Here is an 18,546-nt window from a genome sequence, read left to right on the forward strand (position 1 = left end):
GAGGCCCGCCCCCTCCGAAGAGGGAGCGGGCCTCACGGCATGCTCTGCACGGCACTACCCACGCTCAGTGCGCGGCCGGCACATAAGGGGCGAGCTCGGCGGCGAGCACCTCGTGCACCCGCGCCTTGAGCACGGTGCCCTCCGCGATGTGCTCCTCGGAGATCACCTCGCCCTCGGCGTGCGCCCGCGCGACCAGCTGCCCGTGCGTGTACGGCACCAGCGCCTCGATCTCGATCCGGGGGCGCGGCAGCTCTGCGTCGATGAGCGCGAGCAGCTCCTCGATGCCCGCACCCGTACGCGCCGAGACCGCGATGGAGTGCCGCTCGATGCGCAGCAGCCGCTGCAGAACCAGCGGATCCGCCGCGTCCGCCTTGTTGATCACGACGATCTCCGGCACGTCCACCGCACCCACCTCGCGGATCACCTCGCGCACGGCGGCCAGCTGCTCCTCCGGGTCCGGGTGCGCGCCGTCCACCACATGCAGGATCAGATCGGAGTCGCCGACCTCCTCCATGGTGGAACGGAACGCCTCGACCAGGTGGTGCGGCAGGTGCCGGACGAATCCGACGGTGTCCGCCAGCGTGTACAGCCGCCCGCTGGGCGTCTCGGCCCGGCGCACGGTCGGGTCGAGGGTGGCGAACAGCGCGTTCTCCACCAGCACGCCCGCGCCCGTGAGGCGGTTGAGCAGCGAGGACTTTCCGGCGTTGGTGTAGCCCGCGATGGCGACCGACGGCACCTTGTTGCGACGCCGCTCCTGACGCTTGATCTCGCGGCCCGTCTTCATCTCCGCGATCTCCCGGCGCATCTTCGCCATCTTCTCGCGGATCCGCCGCCGGTCCGTCTCGATCTTGGTCTCACCGGGACCACGGGTGGCCATACCGCCGCCACCGCTGGAACCGCCGCCGCCCATCTGACGGGACAGCGACTGACCCCAGCCGCGCAGCCGCGGCAGCATGTACTGCATCTGGGCGAGCGAGACCTGCGCCTTGCCCTCCCGGGACTTGGCGTGCTGGGCGAAGATGTCGAGGATCAGCGCGGTCCGGTCGACCACCTTCACCTTGACGACGTCTTCCAGATGGATCAGCTGGCCGGGGCTCAGCTCACCGTCGCACACCACCGTGTCCGCGCCGGTCTCGAGCACGATGTCCCGCAGCTCCTGCGCCTTGCCGGAGCCGATGTAGGTGGCCGGGTCGGGCTTGTCACGGCGCTGGTAGACGCCGTCGAGCACCTGGGCGCCCGCCGTCTCGGCGAGGGCCGCTAGCTCCGCGAGCGAGTTCTCCGCGTCCTTGAGCGTCCCCGTGGTCCACACGCCGACCAGCACCACACGCTCCAGGCGCAGCTGCCGGTACTCGACCTCGGTGACGTCCTCGAGCTCGGTGGAGAGGCCCGCCACGCGCCGCAGGGCGGCACGCTCGGAGCGGTCCAGCTGTTCGCCGTCCCGCGCTCCGTCGATCTCGTGGCTCCAGGCGACGTCCTCTTCCATCAGGGCATCGGCCCGAAGGCTCTCGGTGCGGTGCGTGTCCGCGAAGCTCTGCTCGTCCTGGGAAGGGGATGAAGAGGAGGTCATTGGATCCTTTACGTCGTTGGAATTCCGGACCGGAGTCCCCGAGAGAATTCCGGCTGTGTCGGTCACAACGCGTAATGAGCCCCAATGATTCCCGAACGGAACCGGCCCCGGCAGCGCCGCCGACGTGAACGATGGTCGCACGGTGCCTCGGGGCCCGTCATCCCGGTTTTCAGGCCCTTGCGGCCTCCCCGAGACCCGCACGCCGGCCCCCGGGGCCCCCGGCCGGTCAGGCGTGCTTGGGCGCCTGGCTGTGCCACTGAGGGTGCCCGGGCATCGGCGGCGTCTTCTCCCCGTACAGCCACGCCCGGAAGAACCCGGACAGGTCACGGCCCGCGATCCGCGAGGCCAGCGCGGAGAAGTCGGCCGTCGACGCGGTGGAGTCGCGGTGGTCACGCACCCAGCGCCGCTCCAGACGCTCGAACGCCTTCGTCCCGATCTCCTGCCGCAGCGCGTACAGGACGAGCGCGCTCCCGTCGTAGACCACCGGCCGGAAGATGCCGATCTTCTGCCCCGGCGCGGTCGCCCGGGGCGCCGCCGGCGGCCCGCCCGCGGCCCGCCAGCCGTCCGACAGGGCATAGGCGCCGCGCATCCGCTGCTCCAGGGAGCGCTTGCCGAACTCCTCGGCGTAGCGCGCCTCGTACCAGGTGGCGTGCCCCTCGTTCAGCCACAGGTCCGACCACGAGCGGGGCGTGACACTGTCCCCGAACCAGTGGTGGGCCAGCTCGTGCACCATCACCGAGTCGACGTACCAGGCCGGGAACTCGGGCCGCGTGAACAGCGACCGCTCGAACAGCGACAGGGTCTGCGTCTCCAGCTCGAACCCGGTCTCGGCGCCCGCGATGAGCACCCCGTACGTCTCGAACGGGTACCGCCCGACCTGCCGCTCCATCCACTCGATGTGCCCCGGCGTCTTCTTCAGCCAGGGCTCCAGCAGATCCTTGTCGACGGCCGGGACCACATCGCGGATCGGCAGCCCGTGCGGGCCCTCGCGGCGCGGCACCGCCGAGCGCCCGATCGACACCTGGGCCAGCTCGGTCGCCATCGGGTGGCCGCTGCGGTACGTGGACACGGTCCGCCCGCCTTCGCGCTGCCGCGCGGCCGGCACCCCGTTCGCGACGACCGTCATGTCCGACGGGGCGGACACGCGGAAGGTGAAGTACGCCTTGTCGGAAGGGTGGTCGTTGCAGGGGAACACCCGGTGCGCGGCATCGGCCTGGTTGGCCATCACCAGACCGTCGGTGGTGCGCACCCAGCCGCCGTCGGTGGCCGCGTCCGGGTCGCTGGTGTGCCGCACGGTGATCCGCACCCGCTCACCGGCGTGGACGGGATCCCGCGGAGTGATCACGAGGTCCTCGTCGGCACTCTCGAACCGCGCCGCCCGCCCGTTCACCTCCACGCCGTGCACGACGCCCCGGGCGAAGTCCAGGTTGATCCGCTCCAGAGCGTCGGTCGCGACGGCGTCGATGGTGGTGACGGCCTCCAGCGGCGTCTTGTTGTTGCCCGGGTAGGACAGCCCGATGTCGTACGAGAGGACGTCGTACCCGGGGTTGCCCAGATGCGGGAACAGCGGGTCCCCGATGCCCAGCGGCACCGGGGCGGGCAGCGCCGCGGCGACGACGGACGCCGCGGCGGCGGCGAGCAGCACGGCACGCAGATGGCGGGAGCGGGGGCGGCGGGGGGTGAGCGGCATGGACTACCGCTACCAGCGGCAGGGGACCCCGCCCGGCCGACTCGCATGCGCGCCACCCGAACGGGGCGCTGAAATCTGTCAGCTGACACCTGACATCTGAAGTCTGTCAGCTGCCATCTGCCATCTGCCATCTGCCGATCGTCAGCCCGCCGCCGCCGGATGCTGTGCCCGGCTCACGTCGTACACCCCCGCCACGTCCCGCATGGCCCGCATCAGCGCGGGCAGGCCCGCCGCGTCCGGGAGTTGGAGGGTGTAGGTGTGGCGGACGCGTTGTTCGCTGGGGGGCTCCACGGTGGCCGACACGACGGCCGCGTCGGCGCCCGCGATGACTTCCGTGAGGTCGGCGAGCAGGCGGGGCCGGCCGAAGGCCTCGGCGACCAGGGTGACCCGGCAGGCGGCCGCGTCCCCCCAGCGCACCTCCACGGGCGCCCGCCCGACCGCCTTCATCCGGGCGACGGCCGGACACTCCTGGCGGTGGACGGTCACCGCGGCGCCACGGACCGAGAACCCGGTGACGGTGTCCGGCGGCACCGGCGTGCAGCACCCCGCGAGCCGGACCGTCACATCGGGCAGGTCGGTCACCGCGTTGCCGCCCGAGCGGCGGTCGGCCGGGACGTTGACCTGCGGCCGGGGAGCCGCGGCCGGGACCTTGACGCCCTCCGGGTTGGCCGCGAGCCAGCCGCTGATCGCGATCCGCGCGGCCGGGGTCCTGGCGTGGTCGAGCCAGTCGGCGGACGGCCCGGAAGCGGCGTCCTGGGCCAGCAGCAGCTGCACGGTGTCACCGTCGTTCAAAACCGTACTGAGCGTCGCCAGGCGCCCGTTGAGGCGGGCGCCGATGCAGCCGTGGGCGACCGCGCCGTACTGCGCGTACGCGGCGTCCACACAGCTCGCGCCGGCCGGCAGGACCAGGGTGTGGCCGTCGGCGCAGAACACCGTGATCTCGCTGTCGCCCGCGAGTTCCTCGCGCAGCGAGGACCAGAAGGTGTCGGGGTCGGGAGCGTTCTGCTGCCAGTCCAGGAGGCGGGAGAGCCAGCCCGGCCGGGTGGGGTCCTCCCGCTCGTCGCCCGCCTGCTGCGCCCCCTCGCCGAGCCCGCCCGCGTAGGGGTTGCCGAGCGCGATGACGCCGGCCTCGGCGACCTTGTGCATCTGGTGCGTACGGATGAGGACTTCGGCGACCTCGCCGCCCGGGCCGACGACCGCGGTGTGCAGCGACTGGTACAGGTTGAACTTGGGTGAGGCGATGAAGTCCTTGAACTCGGAGACGACCGGCGTGAAACAGGTGTGCAGTTCGCCGAGGACCGCATAGCAGTCGGCGTCCTCCCCGACCTGGACGAGCAGGCGGCCGAAGTCGCTCCCGCGCAGTTCGCCGCGCTTGAGCTGCACCCGGTGCACGGAGACGAAGTGGCGTGGCCTGATGAGGACTTCGGCGTTGATGCCGGCCTCGCGCAGCACCGCGCGTACGCCGTCGGCGATGCCGGTGAGGGGGTCGAGGGTGCCGGAGTTGGCCGCGATCAGCATCCGGGTGCGCTCGTACTCCTCGGGGTGCAGGATCGCGAAGACCAGGTCCTCCAGCTCGGACTTGAGGGCCTGCACGCCCAGCCGTTCGGCGAGCGGGATCAGTACGTCCCGGGTCACCTTCGCGATCCGGGCCTGTTTCTCGGGCCGCATCACGCCGAGGGTGCGCATGTTGTGCAGCCGGTCGGCGAGTTTGATCGACATGACGCGTACGTCGTCGCCGGTGGCGACCAGCATCTTGCGGAAGGTCTCGGGTTCGGCGGCCGCCCCGTAGTCGACCTTCTCCAGTTTGGTGACGCCGTCGACCAGATAGGTGACTTCCTCGCCGAACTCGGCCCGTACCTGATCGAGCGTCACCTCGGTGTCCTCGACAGTGTCGTGGAGCAGGGAGGCGGTCAACGTCGTTGTTTCCGCGCCCAGTTCGGCGAGGATCAGGGTCACGGCGAGCGGATGCGTGATGTAGGGCTCGCCGCTCTTGCGGAACTGGCCGCGATGGGACGTTTCCGCGAGGACGTACGCCCGGTGCAGCACGGCCAGGTCGGCGTCGGGGTGGTGGGCCCGGTGGGCGTCGGCCACGTGCCCGATGGCGTCGGGCAGCCGGTCGCGGGAGACGGGGCCGAGGAGGGCGGCGCGGCCGAGGCGGCGGAGGTCGATCCGGGGGCGGCCGCGTCGGCGGCTGGGAGCACCAGGATGTGGAGCCTCTGCACTCATGGGGGCACCTCCGGCGGCATCGACCGGTGATGAGGGACCGGCGTGCCCCTTCGGACCGGTGCTTGATGCTACCGACCCCACCACGTGGCGCAGTCCCGCTCTCGCCCAGCGTGAACCGGATCACCCATTCGAGCGAAGGTTTCGGCCACCGCCGTTTCGAATCCGCGCGCTGTGGTCGAGGCGGGGCGGGCGCCCCGCCGGCCGGTCAGCGGGCCAGGAGCGAGGGGTCGATGACGCCTTCGGCGACGATCGTCGCGGGGCCGGTCATCTCGATCTCGCCGTCCGGGTGCTCGGTGATGACCAGCGTCCCGCCGGGGAGGTCGACGGTGTACGTCACGGGGCTGCCGGTGACCGCCGGGTCGGCTCCATCCCTGCGGGCGGCGGCGACGGCGACCGCGCAGGCGCCGGTGCCGCAGGACAGGGTCTCGCCGGAGCCGCGCTCATGGACGCGCATGGCCACGTGGCGGGGGCCGCGGTCGACGACGAACTCGATGTTCACCCCGTCCGGGTAGACGGCCGCGGGGCTGAAGGGGGGCACCGAACGCAGGTCGCCCGCGTGGTCGAGGTCGTCCACGAAGGCCACCGCGTGGGGGTTGCCCATGTTCACGTTGCGGGCGGGCCAGCTGCGGCCGTCCACGGTGACGGTGGCCTGGGCCTCGGGCAGCCGGGCGCGGCCCATGGAGACGGTGACGTCGCCGTTCTTGGCGATGTGCGCCTTCTTGACACCGCCACGGGTCGCGATCGCGAGGTCGCCCTGTTCGACGAGCCCGGCGCGCACGAGGTACCCGGCGAAGACCCGGACTCCGTTGCCGCACATCTCGGCGATCGAGCCGTCGCTGTTGCGGTAGTCCATGAACCATTCGGCGTCGCCGGCCATGGCCTTCGCCTCGGGGTGGGCGGCGCTGCGCACCACGTGGAGCAGCCCGTCGCCGCCGATTCCGGCCCGGCGGTCGCAGAGCCTGGCGACCGCGTCGGCGGGCAGGTCGAGCGCGTTGTCCGGGTCGGGGACGATCACGAAGTCGTTCTGGGTGCCGTGACCCTTGAGGAAGGCGATGGGCGCAGTGTTCACGCGTCAATCGTACGGGGACGCGCCGGCAGACGGCCGCTGTGGCCTTCGTGAGCTGCGGCGGAGCTCAGCGCAGCCGGGCCACGCGCCAGACGGCGAGCGCGACGAGTACCGCGGCGAGTCCGACGTACAGGGCGAGGACGCGCCAGTTGGGGCGCTCGCGCGATCCCCGGCCGGGCAGTCCGGGCCAGGTGTGGCCGACGCGGCGGGCGGCCATCATGCCCCAGCCGGCGGCGCAGCAGCTGATGAGGAGTCCGAGCATGGCCACGACCGGTCCGCCGTCGCCGAATTCGAAGGCGAGGGGGAAGGCGAACATGAGCGAGCCGAGGGCCGCGAGCATCACGATGGGGGCGAGCTGCCAGATCCGCAGGCGGCGCTGGGGTCGCAGTTCGACCTCGACCTCACCGCCGTCGGGCACCGCGCCGACGGTGCCGTCCTCCGGGCCGTCGGGGCTCAGGCCCGAGGTGCCGAGGAGCGCGGAGCCCAGCGTCGGCGACGCTTCGTCAGGCGCGTGCCCGGCTCGGGCGGCGTCCTCGGCGGATTCCGCTTGCGCCGGGTGCGGCACCGGCGCATGGGGGCCCGTCGAGCCGGGGCGCGCGGTGTCCTGCCGCGATCCCTGCTCTCTGTCGCGAGGGCCGGCCTCCATCGCCACGCGCCCTCCCAACTCGGACTCCACTGGTCGATCGACGTTTGATGATGGCACGGGCGGGAGTGCCGCGATGACCGGCGGAGCGTCCCGATGCCATCACGTGATCAGGCTGTAACCGCTCGTTCGACCAACGCCAGCGCCTGGCGCGGGAGTTCCGCCCGGTCCGCCAGCGCTCCGCTCAGCCAGTGGACGCGGGGATCGCGTCGGAACCAGGAGTCCTGACGGCGGGCGAAGCGCTTGGTGGCGCGGACCGTTTCGGCCCGGGCCGCCTCCTCGGTGCACTCGCCCGCGAGCGCGTCGAGCACCTGCTGGTAGCCGAGCGCCCGCGCCGCGGTGCGCCCCTCGCGCAGACCGCGCCCCTCAAGGGTGCGCACCTCGTCGACGAGGCCGGCCTCCCACATACGGTCGACGCGCAGGGCGATCCGTTCGTCGAGTTCCGGACGGCCGACGTCGACGCCGATCTGCACGGTGTCGTACACCGATTCGTGGGTGGGGAGATTGGCCGTGAACGGGCGGCCGGTGATCTCGATCACTTCGAGGGCGCGGACGATCCGGCGGCCGTTGCTGGGCAGGATCGCGCGGGCCGCCGCCGGGTCGGCGGCCGCGAGGCGGGTGTGCAGGGCGCCGGGGCCCTGTTCCGCCAGCTCGCCCTCCAGGCGGGCGCGTACCTCCGGGTCGGTGCCGGGGAATTCGAGCACGTCGATCGCGCCGCGTACGTAGAGCCCGGATCCGCCGACGAGGACGGGGGTGCGCCCCGCGGCGAGCAGCCGGTCGATCTCGGCGCGGGCGAGCTGCTGGTAGGTGGCCACATTGGCCGGTTCCGTCACGTCCCAGATGTCGAGGAGGTGGTGCGGGACGCCGCCGCGCTCGTCGAGCGTCAGCTTGGCCGTACCGATGTCCATCCCCCGGTAGAGCTGCATGGAGTCGGCGTTGACGACCTCGCCGCCCAGCTGCTGGGCGAGGTGGACGCCCAGATCGGACTTTCCGGCCGCTGTCGGGCCGACGACGGCGATGACCCGCGGTGCGGGAGCTGCACTTCTCACTGACACAGTCTCGCAAACCTCACGGGTCCTCCCCGAACGAGCTACGTGACGGCACACGGCCGGGTTCGTTGCCTGTTGCGAGGTTCCGAACGCCGGTTTGTCGACCGGTGCCGCCGGGCGACGCAATGAGGCGCTCCGGTCGGCGCGGGATTTCGCCCACACGAGTACGTTTTGGAGTAGATATGGGCGTTTTTTCAATGTTTCGCCGTAAGGCCGCCGAGGCCTCGGCCGAGGAAGCCACGGGGACGACGCTGACCGCCGAGCCGGAGGCCGGGGACAGCCCCGACACCTCCGCCGAGGCGCCGGCGGCCGAGGCCCGAGAGGCGTCCGAGGGCACGCGGGAGAGCGGCGCGGAGGAGCCCGCCGAGGCCGCCGCCGAGGGGGTCGAGATCCCCAAGCAGCAGTCGGCGGAGGCCGCGGCGGACAACGAGGCCGGCGAAGGCGCCCGCAAGTAGTCGCCCCGCGTCCTGAACGACGCGCACCGGAGGGCCGTGGAGCTGTCCTGCTCCACGGCCCTCCGGTGCGTCGGCGGCACGGCCGCGGGGTCGGTCGGCGACGCGGCTGCGAAGCCGGCCGGCCAAGAGGGCGCGAAGGCGGTCGGTCAAAGCGCGCGAAGGCGGTCGGCCATGCGGCCGCGAAGACCGGCGGCGACCCGGCCGCCGAATGGCCGGAAACAGACCGTGCCCGCAGGTTTCAGGACCAGACGCCGACGAAGTAGCCGACTCCGTAGGGCGCGTCCTCATAGAGGAGCCGTCCGGCGAGCGCGGCATCACTGCCCGCGCCGGCGAGCACCTGCCAGGGCGCGCGTCCCGCCACCTTCAGCTCGCGCGCGAGCCGGTCGTCAAGACCCATCAGGGTGGCGGTGTCGGCGGCGCCGAGCGCGGCCGAGGCGACCTCGTCGAAACCGGCGGCACGCTCGTCCAGATAGCCGGGCGCCTTGAGCGTGCGGCAGGCACTGCCGTCGCCCATCACCAGCAGCGCGACCCGGGCGGCCCGGGACGCGAGTTCCTCTCCGGCACCGACACAGGCCTTGGGCTCAAGGCCCTCGGCGACGGCGAGGGCCTCGACCGGCGCGTCCGCCCACCGCGCGCGCTCCAGGAGCCAGGCGCCGACCGCGAGCGACACCGGCAGCTGCCGGGTACCGGCCGGTTCACCCCGCCCCAGGCGCACGGAGAGGTCCACCCCGTACCCGGCGAACGAACCCCGCGCCCCCTGCCGGAACGTGCCCCCCTGCTCCGCCGGCCCCACCACGACGAGGAGGTCGGGCCGGGAAGCGGCGAGGAGGCCCACGGCATCGGCGCAGGCGTCGCGGGCCGCGTCGAGTTCCGGCGCGGCACCGGCGGCCACCTCGGGCACCAGGAGGGGCGGGCAGGGGCAGACAGCGGCGGCTACGAGCATGATCCGCAGCCTAGTCCCGTTCCGGCGCCGGAGCCCCGCCGTGACCGCGTACTCGGCCGGGCCCCGCCACCGCCGCCCCTACCGGGCTACAGGACCGAGCAGCCGCCCGTGGGCTCCGGCAGCGGCGCCGGAGCGCCGATCGACGGCAGACCGAGCATCACACCGGCGCCCTTCTGCGCGGGGGCGGCGTTGCGCTTCTCCCAGGCGTCCCCCGCACGCGTGCGGCGCACCGCGCCCGTCGGGCCCTCCGCGAGCAGGTGGTGCGGGGCGGCGTAGGTGATCTCGACGGTCACCACATCGCCCGGACGCACCTCCTGGTCCGGCTTGGTGAAGTGGACCAGACGGTTGTCGGGAGCGCGGCCGGACAGGCGCTGCGTGGAGCCGTCCTTGCGGCCCTCGCCCTCGGCGACCATGACCTCGAGGACGCGGCCGACCTGCTTCTTGTTCTCCTCCCAGGAGATCTCCTCCTGAAGGGCGGACAGGCGCATGTAACGCTCCTGGACGACCTCCTTGGGGATCTGCCCGTCCATGGTCGCCGCCGGAGTGCCGGGACGCTTGGAGTACTGGAAGGTGAACGCGTTCGCGAAGCGCGCCTCGCGGACCGTGTGCATGGTCTGCTCGAAGTCCTCCTCGGTCTCGCCGGGGAAGCCCACGATGATGTCGGTGGAGATGGCGGCGTGCGGAATCGCGGCCCGCACCTTCTCGATGATCCCGAGGAAACGCTCCTGCCGGTACGAGCGGCGCATCGCCTTGAGCACCGTGTCCGAGCCCGACTGCAACGGCATGTGGAGCTGCGGCATCACGTTCGGCGTCTCGGCCATCGCGGCGATCACGTCGTCCGTGAAGTCCCGCGGATGCGGCGACGTGAAGCGGACCCGCTCCAGGCCCTCGATGTTCCCGCAGGCCCGCAGCAGCTTGCTGAAGGCCTCACGGTCACCGATGTCCGAGCCGTACGCGTTCACGTTCTGCCCGAGCAGCGTGATCTCGGAGACGCCCTCACCGACCAGCGCCTCGATCTCGGCCAGGATGTCGCCCGGGCGGCGGTCCTTCTCCTTGCCGCGCAGCGCCGGAACGATGCAGAACGTGCACGTGTTGTTGCAGCCCACCGAGATGGACACCCAGGCCGCGTACGCGGACTCGCGCCGCGTCGGCAGCGTGGACGGGAACGCCTCCAGGGACTCGGCGATCTCGACCTGCGCCTCCTCCTGGATGCGGGCGCGCTCCAGGAGCACCGGCAGCTTGCCGATGTTGTGCGTGCCGAAGACGACATCGACCCAGGGGGCCCGCTGCACGATGGTGTCGCGGTCCTTCTGCGCCAGGCAGCCGCCGACGGCGATCTGCATGCCGGGCCGCTTCGTCTTCATCGGGGCGAGCCTGCCGAGATTGCCGTACAGCTTGTTGTCGGCGTTCTCCCGCACCGCGCAGGTGTTGAAGACGACGACATCGGCATCGCCGTCGGCACCCTCGGGCGCACGGACATAACCGGCCCCCTCAAGAAGGCCGGACAGCCGCTCGGAGTCGTGGACGTTCATCTGGCACCCGTAGGTGCGCACCTCGTAAGTCTTCGCACTCATCTCGTACACCAGGGTACGGGGCCCGCCACCCCCTGGTCCTCGCGGGCGTTGAACTGGCAGGATCCAGCCATGCTCCCCGCACTGTCCCGGCCCAGCCGCCGCCTCCTCACGGCGGCCGCCGCCGTCGTGGTGGCCATCGGGCTGCTCCTGTGGTGGCTGCTGCCGTTCGGCGGCCGCTCCCCCGCAGGGAAGATCGACTTCAGTACGGGGGTACGCACCGGGGTCTACCAGCGCTACGGCGAACTCCTCCAACAGGCGCTGGCCTCGGACCTGCCGGACCTGCACGTCACCCTCCGCACCAGCCAGGGCTCCCAGCAGAACCTGGAACGCCTGGCCAACGGCGTCTCCGACTTCACCATCGCCACGGCCGACTCCGTCGACAAGTTCCGCAAGGACAACAACCCGGGCGCGGACCGGCTGCGCGGCTGCGCCCGGCTGTACGACGACTACGTCCAGCTGGTGGTGCCCCAGGACTCCCCCGTGCGCTCGGTGGCGGACCTGCGCGGCAAGCGGGTCGCCGTCGGCCAGGCGGGCTCCGGCGTTCGGCTGCTCGCCGACCGGCTGCTCCCGGCCGCCGGGCTGAACCCGCTGAAGGACATCAGCCCCGTCCCCGCGGGCATCGACACCATGCCCGACCTGCTCCGGAACAAGCAGATCGACGCGTTCTTCTGGTCCGGGGGCCTGCCGACCACGGCCGTCCTCCGGCTGTCCGAGGCGTACCCGATCCGGCTCGTCCCGCTCGCCGACCTGGTGTCGGCGCTGCACAAGGCGGACGGCAGCACCGGCTACTACCGGGCGGCGACCATGCCCGCCGACGCGTACCCCAAGGCCCAGCGGGGCGTCCCCGTACCGACGATCGCCGTGGCGAACCTGCTGGTCACCACGGATCGCACGAACGCGGCACTGACCGAGGGCTTCACCCGTACCGTGATAAACAGCCGCGACCGGATCGGGCGGGAAGTGCACGCGGCGCAGCTGGTGGATCTGCGCACGGCGATCTACACGGACCCGCTGCCGTTGCACGACGGGGCGCGGGACTACTACCGGTCGGTGAAGCCGTGAGGGTCGTCAGCTTCTGACCGACAGAATCTGATATCTGTCAGCCGTCATCCGCCGCCCGTCATCCGCGAACCCTCAACTGCCGTAAAACAGAGCTCAGTTGACCAGCGCCCCCGGCAGGCATCGCGCACCCCGCTCGTCACGCCTCACGGCTCCGGTTGCGTACGCGGCACCGTGACCGTCACGCGCAGGCCGTTCGGTTCGTGGTGGGCGTAGGCGATCGTCCCGCCGCCGGCCGCGAGCAGGGTGCGGGAGATGGAGAGGCCGAGGCCGGAGCCCTTGATGTTCTGGTGGCGGCCAGCGCGCCAGAAGCGGTCGCCGATGCGGCCCAGTTCCTCGTCGGTCAGGCCCGGACCGCGGTCCGTGACCGTCACGCCGACCCGGGGCCCCCGCGCCGTCACGGTGACCCGGACCTCCTCGCCCTCGGGCGTGAACTTCAGCGCGTTGTCGACCACCGCGTCGAGCGCGCTGGACAGCGCCACCGGGTCCGCCCAGCCGGTGGCGGCGGCCGAGCCGTCCGCGAACAGCCGTACGCCCTTGTCCTCGGCGAGCGGCCGCCAGGCGGCGACCCGCTCCCCGGCGAGCGCCCCGATGTCGATGAGCTGGAGGTCGGCCGCGGCGTGTTCGGCGAGCGCCAGGCCCAGGAGGTCGTCGAGGACCTGGGCCAGGCGCTTGCCCTCGGTGCGTATGGAGGCGATCTCCTCGTTCCCCTCGGGGAGTTCGAGTGCGAGGAGCTCGATGCGGAGCAGCAGGGCGGACAGCGGGTTGCGCAGCTGGTGGGAGGCGTCGGCGACGAACGCGCGCTGCTGTTCGAGGACTTCCTCGACGTTGTCCGCCATCTCGTTGAACGAGTGGGCCAGCCTGCGCAGTTCCGGAGGTCCGCCGGCGGCCGCGACGCGGGAGTTCATGCGTCCGGTGGCGATGTCGTGGGTGACGGCGTCCAGGACGCGTACGGGCCTGAGCACCCAGCCGGTGAGCCGGACCGCCGCGCCGACCGCGAGCAGCATCGCCGCCAGTTCGCCCGCCACGATGAGCAGCCAGCCGCGCAGGGTGTTGGAGCGCATGCTTCCGGTGGGTGAGTCGGTGACGACGACCGCGATGACGTCGCCCTCGCGCACGACGGGCGAGGCCACGATCAGCCGGCCGCGCTGCCAGGGCCAGACCTGGGCCGGGTCGTGGCTGCGGCGTCCGGCGAGCGCCTCGTGGAAGGCGAGGTAGCCCTGCCCCTTGGCGGGCGCCTGCCAGCCCGTGGGGGCGCTAGCCATGGCGCTGCCGTTGCGGAAGAAGACGCCCGCGTTGATCCCGTACAGGGTCGAGTAGCGCGACAGCTCCTCTTCCAGGGTGGTGAGCCGTTCCGCGCTGTTGGTGTCGTTGCCGTCGGGGGCGGTGACGAACTGGGCGAGGGCGGCGAAGCGGGCGGTGTCGTCGATGCGGTCGACGACGACCGCCTGCTGCTGCGCGTGGGCCACGCTCAGGGCGAGCGGGAAGCCGAACGCGACCAGGACGAGCGCGAGCAGGAAGATGAGGAGCGGGAGGAGTCGGGTGCGCACCGGGGTTCTCGGGCCTCAGAGGGCGGCCGGCACGACGAGCCGGTAGCCGACGCCGCGCACGGTTTCGATCAGTGCGGGCATGCGCAGTTTGGAGCGCAGGGACGCGACGTGCACTTCGAGGGTGCGGCCGGTCCCTTCCCAACTGGTGCGCCACACCTCGCTGATGATCTGTTCCCGGCGGAAGACGACGCCGGGGCGCTGGGCCAGGAGTGCGAGCAGGTCGAACTCCTTGCGGGTGAGCTGGACGCCTTCGCCGTCGACGCTGACGCGACGGGTGGGCAGTTCGATCCCTACGCGGCCGAAGCGCAGTTCGGTCTCGGCGGACTCGGGGCGCGCGCCGGGCGGGGGGCGTCGGATGACCGCGTGGATACGGGCGATGAGTTCGCCGGTGTCGTAGGGCTTGACCACGTAGTCGTCGGCGCCGAGATTGAGGCCGTGGATGCGGGAGCGGACGTCGGCGCGGGCGGTCACCATGATCACGGGGATGGAGGTGCGCTTGCGGATCTTGCCGCAGACCTCGTAGCCGTCCTGGTCGGGCAGTCCGAGGTCGAGCAGGACCACTCCGAAGGGCGGTCTGGCGCAGCGCTCGTCCGGAAGCAGTGCCTGGAGTGCCTCTTCGCCGTTGCGTGCGTGTTTCACCTCGAAGCCGTGCTTGGCGAGCACGGCGGACAGGGCGGCGGCGACGTGGTCGTCGTCCTCGACGAGCAGCAGTCTCATGGCCCCCCTTTTCTGGCTGCGCCCGGGCCCCTTCGGGCCCGCGCACGAAATGTTCATCGGCCGCATCACGGCATGTACTCCCGAATCCATGCCCATGGTCGCCACTGCGGTCAAGGGGGCGCCCGCCCCAGTGCGCCATCCGTTACGGAGCCGGTATTCCGCCGGGGGGTGCGCTCACCCTGAGTGCCGCCGCGCAACCGGATCGTTATGCTCAAGTTCCGCTCAGATGTAATGACGCTGGTCACAACTCACCACTACGTTCCTCCCCAACCGAGTGGGACGGAGCAAGAAGCCGATGAGCGGAGTATCAGTGGCCAAGGGGACCGAGGACGCCGTACCCGCGTCGGGTGACCTGGTCGTGCTGAACAACGTCAACAAGCACTTCGGCGCGCTGCATGTGCTCCAGGACATCGACCTGACCATCGCCCGTGGCGAGGTCGTCGTCGTCATCGGGCCCTCGGGGTCCGGGAAGTCCACGCTGTGCCGCACCATCAACCGCCTGGAGACGATCGACTCCGGCGCGATCTCGATCGACGGCAGGCCGCTGCCCCAGGAGGGCAAGGAGCTGGCGCGGCTGCGGGCCGATGTCGGCATGGTCTTCCAGTCGTTCAACCTCTTCGCGCACAAGACGGTCCTCGAGAACGTCATGCTGGGCCAGGTGAAGGTCCGCAAGGCCGACAAGCAGACCGCCGAGCAGAAGGCGCGGGCGCTGCTGGACCGGGTCGGTGTCGGGACGCAGGCCGACAAGTACCCGGCGCAGCTCTCCGGCGGTCAGCAGCAACGCGTGGCGATCGCGCGGGCGTTGGCGATGGATCCGAAGGTGATGCTCTTCGACGAGCCCACTTCGGCGCTCGACCCGGAGATGATCAATGAGGTCCTCGAGGTCATGCAGCAGCTGGCGCGGGACGGGATGACGATGGTCGTGGTCACGCACGAGATGGGCTTCGCCCGCTCCGCGGCCAACCGGGTCGTCTTCATGGCCGACGGCAAGATCGTCGAGGAGGCCACGCCCGACCAGTTCTTCAGCAACCCGCGCAGTGACCGGGCCAAGGACTTCCTCTCGAAGATCCTGCACCACTGACGACTGACGACTGACGACTGACGAGGATCGGCCGGCCGGGGCCGGCGGTCCGATGCGGCCCGGCGACGACAGCCGAGGGCCGACAACCGACGGCTATCGGACAACAGCTGACAGATGACAGAGATCCAATGTCAACTGGCTCTTGTTGCCGGGCAGTTGCTGGCGAAACCGGTCGACCCGGCCGGCCCGGCCGGTCCGCCGACACCCGATGACGTCCACCGACCAACGACACAAGGAATGTTCGCCATGATGCTCCGCAAGTCCGCCGCCGTCGCGGCGATCGCCGTGTTCGCCCTGACCGCGACCGCCTGTGGCGGCAAGTCCGGCTCCGCCGGTGACAAGCAGTCCGCCCAGCCGGGCTCCAGTGGCGCGCCGCAGCTGCCGACGTACACCGTCGCCTCGAGCGTCACGCTCGACTCGCCGACCTTCAAGGCGGCCAAGTCGCGGGGCAAGCTGATCATCGGCTCCAAGGCCGACCAGCCCTACCTCGGTTTCGAGGACCAGTCGACCAAGGAGCGTTCGGGCTTCGACGTCGAGATCGCCAAGATGATCGCCGCCGACCTGGGCTTCAAGGCCGACCAGATCGAGTGGAAGACCGTCGACTCCGGTGTGCGCGAGACGGCGATCTCCAAGGGCCAGGTCGACTACTACGTCGGCACGTACACGATCAACGACAAGCGCAAGCAGCAGGTGGGCTTCGCCGGGCCGTACTACAAGGCCGGCGCCGACCTCCTGGTGCGCAGCGACGACACCTCGATCACCGGCAAGGACGCGGTGAAGGGCAAGAAGGTCTGCTCGATCGTCGGTTCCACGCCGCTGCAGGAGATCAAGAAGCCCGAGTACGGCGCGTCCGTCGTCGAGCTGGCGAAGTACTCGGACTGTGTGCAGCAGCTCCTGTCCAAGCAGGTCGACGCGGTGACCACGGACGACGCGATCCTCAAGGGCTACGCCGCCAAGAACAACAAGAAGCTGCGGGTCGTCGGCAAGCCGTTCACCGAGGAGCCGTACGGCATCGGCATGAACAAGGACGACAAGGCGCTGCGCGACTTCATCGACAGCGCGCTGGAGAAGCACGAGCAGGACGGCACGTACAAGAAGATCTACGACGCCACGCTCGGCCTGTCCGGTTCGACCTACCAGGCTCCGCCGGCCGTCGCCCGCTACTGAGCGACGCCGTTCGACGCGCCCCGTACCCGGTACGGGGCGCCGGGTCCGCCCCGTCCGGGGTCCGGGCCTGAATCCCTGAAGCCCCACCCGTTGCCCCAGCCGCTGCCCGCCGACGCGGAGACCTCATGAACGTACTGCTCGACCATTTCGCGGAGTTCCGCGACGGCTTCATAGGCACCGTGGAGATCACCGCCGTCAGTTCGGTCATCGCCCTGGTCCTTGGACTGCTGCTCGCCGGTTTCCGGGTCTCGCCCGTGCCGCCGCTGCGGTTCTTCGGCACGGCCTGGGTGACGTTGCTGCGCAACACGCCGCTGACCCTGCTCTTCCTGGTCTTCTTCTTCGTCGTGCCGGAGATCTTCTTCCCCGGTATGAGCCCGTTCCTGCTGGGTTCGCTGGCGCTCGGTTTCTACACGGCGTCGTTCGTGTGCGAGGCCGTGCGGTCCGGCATCAGTACGGTGCCGCTGGGGCAGGCGGAGGCGGCTCGTTCGATCGGTATGAGCTTCACGCAGACCCTGAGCGTGATCGTGCTGCCGCAGGCCACCCGGACGGTCATCCCGCCGCTGAGTTCGATCTTCATCGCGCTGACGAAGAACTCGGCGATCGCGGGTGCCTTCAGTGTCGCCGAGCTGTTCGGCTGGCAGAAGCTGATGAGTGAGGACGGCTACGACATCGTGCCGGTCTTCCTGTGGGTGGCGCTCGGCTATCTGGTCGTCACCTTCGCGATGAGCGGTCTCTTCCGTCTTCTGGAGCGCCGCATGGAGGTCGCCCGATGAGTGCCAGCGTTCTCTATGACGCCCCCGGTCCCAAGGCCGTTGTCCGCAACCGCGTCTATGCGGTGCTCGGTTCGCTGGCGCTGGTCGCGCTGCTGGTGGTCGCCGTGGTGCGGCTGTCGGCCAAGGGCGATCTCGACTACGCCATGTGGGACATCTTCAACTACGCGGGTATCCGGCAGAACATCGCCGAGGCGGTGCTCGCCACGCTGAAGGCGTTCGGTCTCGCCGCGGTCGGTTCGCTGGTGCTGGGTGTGGTGCTGGTGGTGGGCCGGCTGTCGGACCACAAGCCGGTGCGGTGGGTGGCGACCGCGTTCATCGAGCTGTTCCGTTCCATTCCGCTGCTGATCACGATCTACGCGGTGTGGATCGGTTTCCTCGCCGACTACTCGATGTGGGCGCTGGCTCTCGGCCTGTCGATCTACAACGGGTGTGTGCAGGCGGAGGTGCTGCGCGCGGGTGTGAACGCGGTGCCCAAGGGGCAGCGTGAGGCGGCGTACGCGCTGGGGATGAGCAAGACGCAGGTCATGGTCAGTGTGCTGATGCCGCAGGCCGTTCGCGCGATGCTGCCGACGATCATCAGTCAGCTGGTGGTGACGCTCAAGGACACGTCGCTCGGGTTCATCATCCTGTATCCGGAGCTGCTGCAGACGGCCCGTCTGATCGCGAGCAACACGCAGGTCAACGGCCAGTACCCGTATGTGTCGACCATTGTGGTGATCGGCACGATCTATGTGGCGATGTGTCTGTTGCTGTCGGCGCTGGCGACGTGGATCGAGAAGCGGGGGCGCCGGGCGAAGACCGGTATCGCGATGGGGGTGGCGGCTGCTCCGGGCTCCGGTGACGGGCCGGGTTCGGCGAGGGCCGCCGATGGGGCCGATGGTCCGGATGTGGCGCCTGCCGCGACGAACTGACGGCATATGAGGCAGTGGCGTTCGCGTCGCTGCCTCCGTCACTTGACGCAAGCACGCGCAGTGGGTTGCATACGT

At 70.8% G+C, this 18,546-nt stretch carries 16 protein-coding genes; 6 read left to right on the top strand and 10 right to left on the bottom strand.

Annotated elements, in window-relative coordinates; genetic code table 11:
• Positions 1-64: 64 nt before the first annotated feature.
• The 6 genes from hflX to miaA form a co-directional block, all read right to left on the bottom strand.
• The gene (gene hflX / locus ACFYZA_RS32555) at positions 65-1,567 is read right to left on the bottom strand and encodes a GTPase HflX (RefSeq protein WP_382593163.1); all 1,503 of its coding nucleotides are present in this window, start codon (positions 1,565-1,567) and stop codon (positions 65-67) included.
• A 226-nt stretch (positions 1,568-1,793) separates the two neighbouring features.
• Positions 1,794-3,257, bottom strand: coding sequence for a M1 family metallopeptidase (locus ACFYZA_RS32560; RefSeq protein ID WP_388494289.1), 1,464 nt, complete (start codon positions 3,255-3,257; stop codon positions 1,794-1,796).
• Positions 3,258-3,398: 141 nt separating this feature from the next.
• The gene (locus ACFYZA_RS32565) at positions 3,399-5,483 is read right to left on the bottom strand and encodes a RelA/SpoT family protein (RefSeq protein ID WP_388494290.1); all 2,085 of its coding nucleotides are present in this window, start codon (positions 5,481-5,483) and stop codon (positions 3,399-3,401) included.
• Positions 5,484-5,688: 205 nt separating this feature from the next.
• Positions 5,689-6,552: a diaminopimelate epimerase gene (gene dapF / locus ACFYZA_RS32570; protein WP_388494291.1), complete on the bottom strand. Its 864-nt coding sequence runs from the start codon at positions 6,550-6,552 to the stop codon at positions 5,689-5,691.
• A gap of 64 nt (positions 6,553-6,616) precedes the next feature.
• Positions 6,617-7,201 (bottom strand): hypothetical protein, encoded by a 585-nt coding sequence (locus tag ACFYZA_RS32575; protein WP_382593175.1) that lies wholly within the window; start codon positions 7,199-7,201, stop codon positions 6,617-6,619.
• A 101-nt stretch (positions 7,202-7,302) separates the two neighbouring features.
• Positions 7,303-8,241 carry a tRNA (adenosine(37)-N6)-dimethylallyltransferase MiaA gene (gene miaA / locus ACFYZA_RS32580; protein ID WP_388494292.1) on the bottom strand — a complete coding sequence of 313 codons (939 nt, stop codon included), beginning with the start codon at positions 8,239-8,241 and terminating at the stop codon, positions 7,303-7,305.
• Between the two features lie 197 nt (positions 8,242-8,438).
• Between miaA and ACFYZA_RS32585 the strand changes: the two genes are divergently transcribed.
• Positions 8,439-8,696 carry a gliding motility protein gene (locus ACFYZA_RS32585; RefSeq protein ID WP_382593181.1) on the top strand — a complete coding sequence of 86 codons (258 nt, stop codon included), beginning with the start codon at positions 8,439-8,441 and terminating at the stop codon, positions 8,694-8,696.
• A 238-nt stretch (positions 8,697-8,934) separates the two neighbouring features.
• Here ACFYZA_RS32585 and ACFYZA_RS32590 read toward each other — a convergent pair whose 3' ends face one another.
• Together ACFYZA_RS32590 and miaB are read right to left on the bottom strand one after the other, a co-directional pair.
• Entirely contained in the window at positions 8,935-9,639 is a 705-nt protein-coding gene (locus tag ACFYZA_RS32590) for a class III extradiol dioxygenase subunit B-like domain-containing protein (RefSeq protein WP_388494293.1), read from the bottom strand.
• Positions 9,640-9,725: 86 nt separating this feature from the next.
• The gene (gene miaB / locus ACFYZA_RS32595) at positions 9,726-11,213 is read right to left on the bottom strand and encodes a tRNA (N6-isopentenyl adenosine(37)-C2)-methylthiotransferase MiaB (protein WP_382593187.1); all 1,488 of its coding nucleotides are present in this window, start codon (positions 11,211-11,213) and stop codon (positions 9,726-9,728) included.
• Between the two features lie 69 nt (positions 11,214-11,282).
• On the opposite strand from miaB, the gene ACFYZA_RS32600 reads away from it, so the two are divergent.
• Positions 11,283-12,275: a TAXI family TRAP transporter solute-binding subunit gene (locus ACFYZA_RS32600; RefSeq protein WP_382593190.1), complete on the top strand. Its 993-nt coding sequence runs from the start codon at positions 11,283-11,285 to the stop codon at positions 12,273-12,275.
• Positions 12,276-12,418: 143 nt separating this feature from the next.
• Here the strand turns inward: ACFYZA_RS32600 and ACFYZA_RS32605 are convergent, their stop codons facing one another.
• The gene (locus tag ACFYZA_RS32605; protein ID WP_388494294.1) at positions 12,419-13,822 is read right to left on the bottom strand and encodes a sensor histidine kinase; all 1,404 of its coding nucleotides are present in this window, start codon (positions 13,820-13,822) and stop codon (positions 12,419-12,421) included.
• A gap of 15 nt (positions 13,823-13,837) precedes the next feature.
• Positions 13,838-14,539: a response regulator transcription factor gene (locus ACFYZA_RS32610; protein ID WP_388494295.1), complete on the bottom strand. Its 702-nt coding sequence runs from the start codon at positions 14,537-14,539 to the stop codon at positions 13,838-13,840.
• 295 nt (positions 14,540-14,834) lie between these two features.
• On the opposite strand from ACFYZA_RS32610, the gene ACFYZA_RS32615 reads away from it, so the two are divergent.
• The 4 genes from ACFYZA_RS32615 (at position 14,835) to ACFYZA_RS32630 (ending at position 18,471) form a co-directional block, all read left to right on the top strand.
• Positions 14,835-15,620: an amino acid ABC transporter ATP-binding protein gene (locus ACFYZA_RS32615; RefSeq protein ID WP_382593199.1), complete on the top strand. Its 786-nt coding sequence runs from the start codon at positions 14,835-14,837 to the stop codon at positions 15,618-15,620.
• A gap of 246 nt (positions 15,621-15,866) precedes the next feature.
• The gene (locus ACFYZA_RS32620; RefSeq protein ID WP_382593202.1) at positions 15,867-16,787 is read left to right on the top strand and encodes a glutamate ABC transporter substrate-binding protein; all 921 of its coding nucleotides are present in this window, start codon (positions 15,867-15,869) and stop codon (positions 16,785-16,787) included.
• A 125-nt stretch (positions 16,788-16,912) separates the two neighbouring features.
• Positions 16,913-17,560 (top strand): amino acid ABC transporter permease, encoded by a 648-nt coding sequence (locus ACFYZA_RS32625; protein WP_382593205.1) that lies wholly within the window; start codon positions 16,913-16,915, stop codon positions 17,558-17,560.
• Complete coding sequence (locus ACFYZA_RS32630) at positions 17,557-18,471, top strand: amino acid ABC transporter permease (RefSeq protein WP_388494296.1); 915 nt, start codon at positions 17,557-17,559, stop codon at positions 18,469-18,471. Before ACFYZA_RS32625 ends, ACFYZA_RS32630 begins: the two co-directional genes overlap by 4 nt.
• Positions 18,472-18,546 lie beyond the last annotated feature (75 nt).

The sequence above is a fragment of the Streptomyces sp. NPDC001828 genome (assembly GCF_042892175.1).
GTDB lineage: Bacteria > Actinomycetota > Actinomycetes > Streptomycetales > Streptomycetaceae > Streptomyces.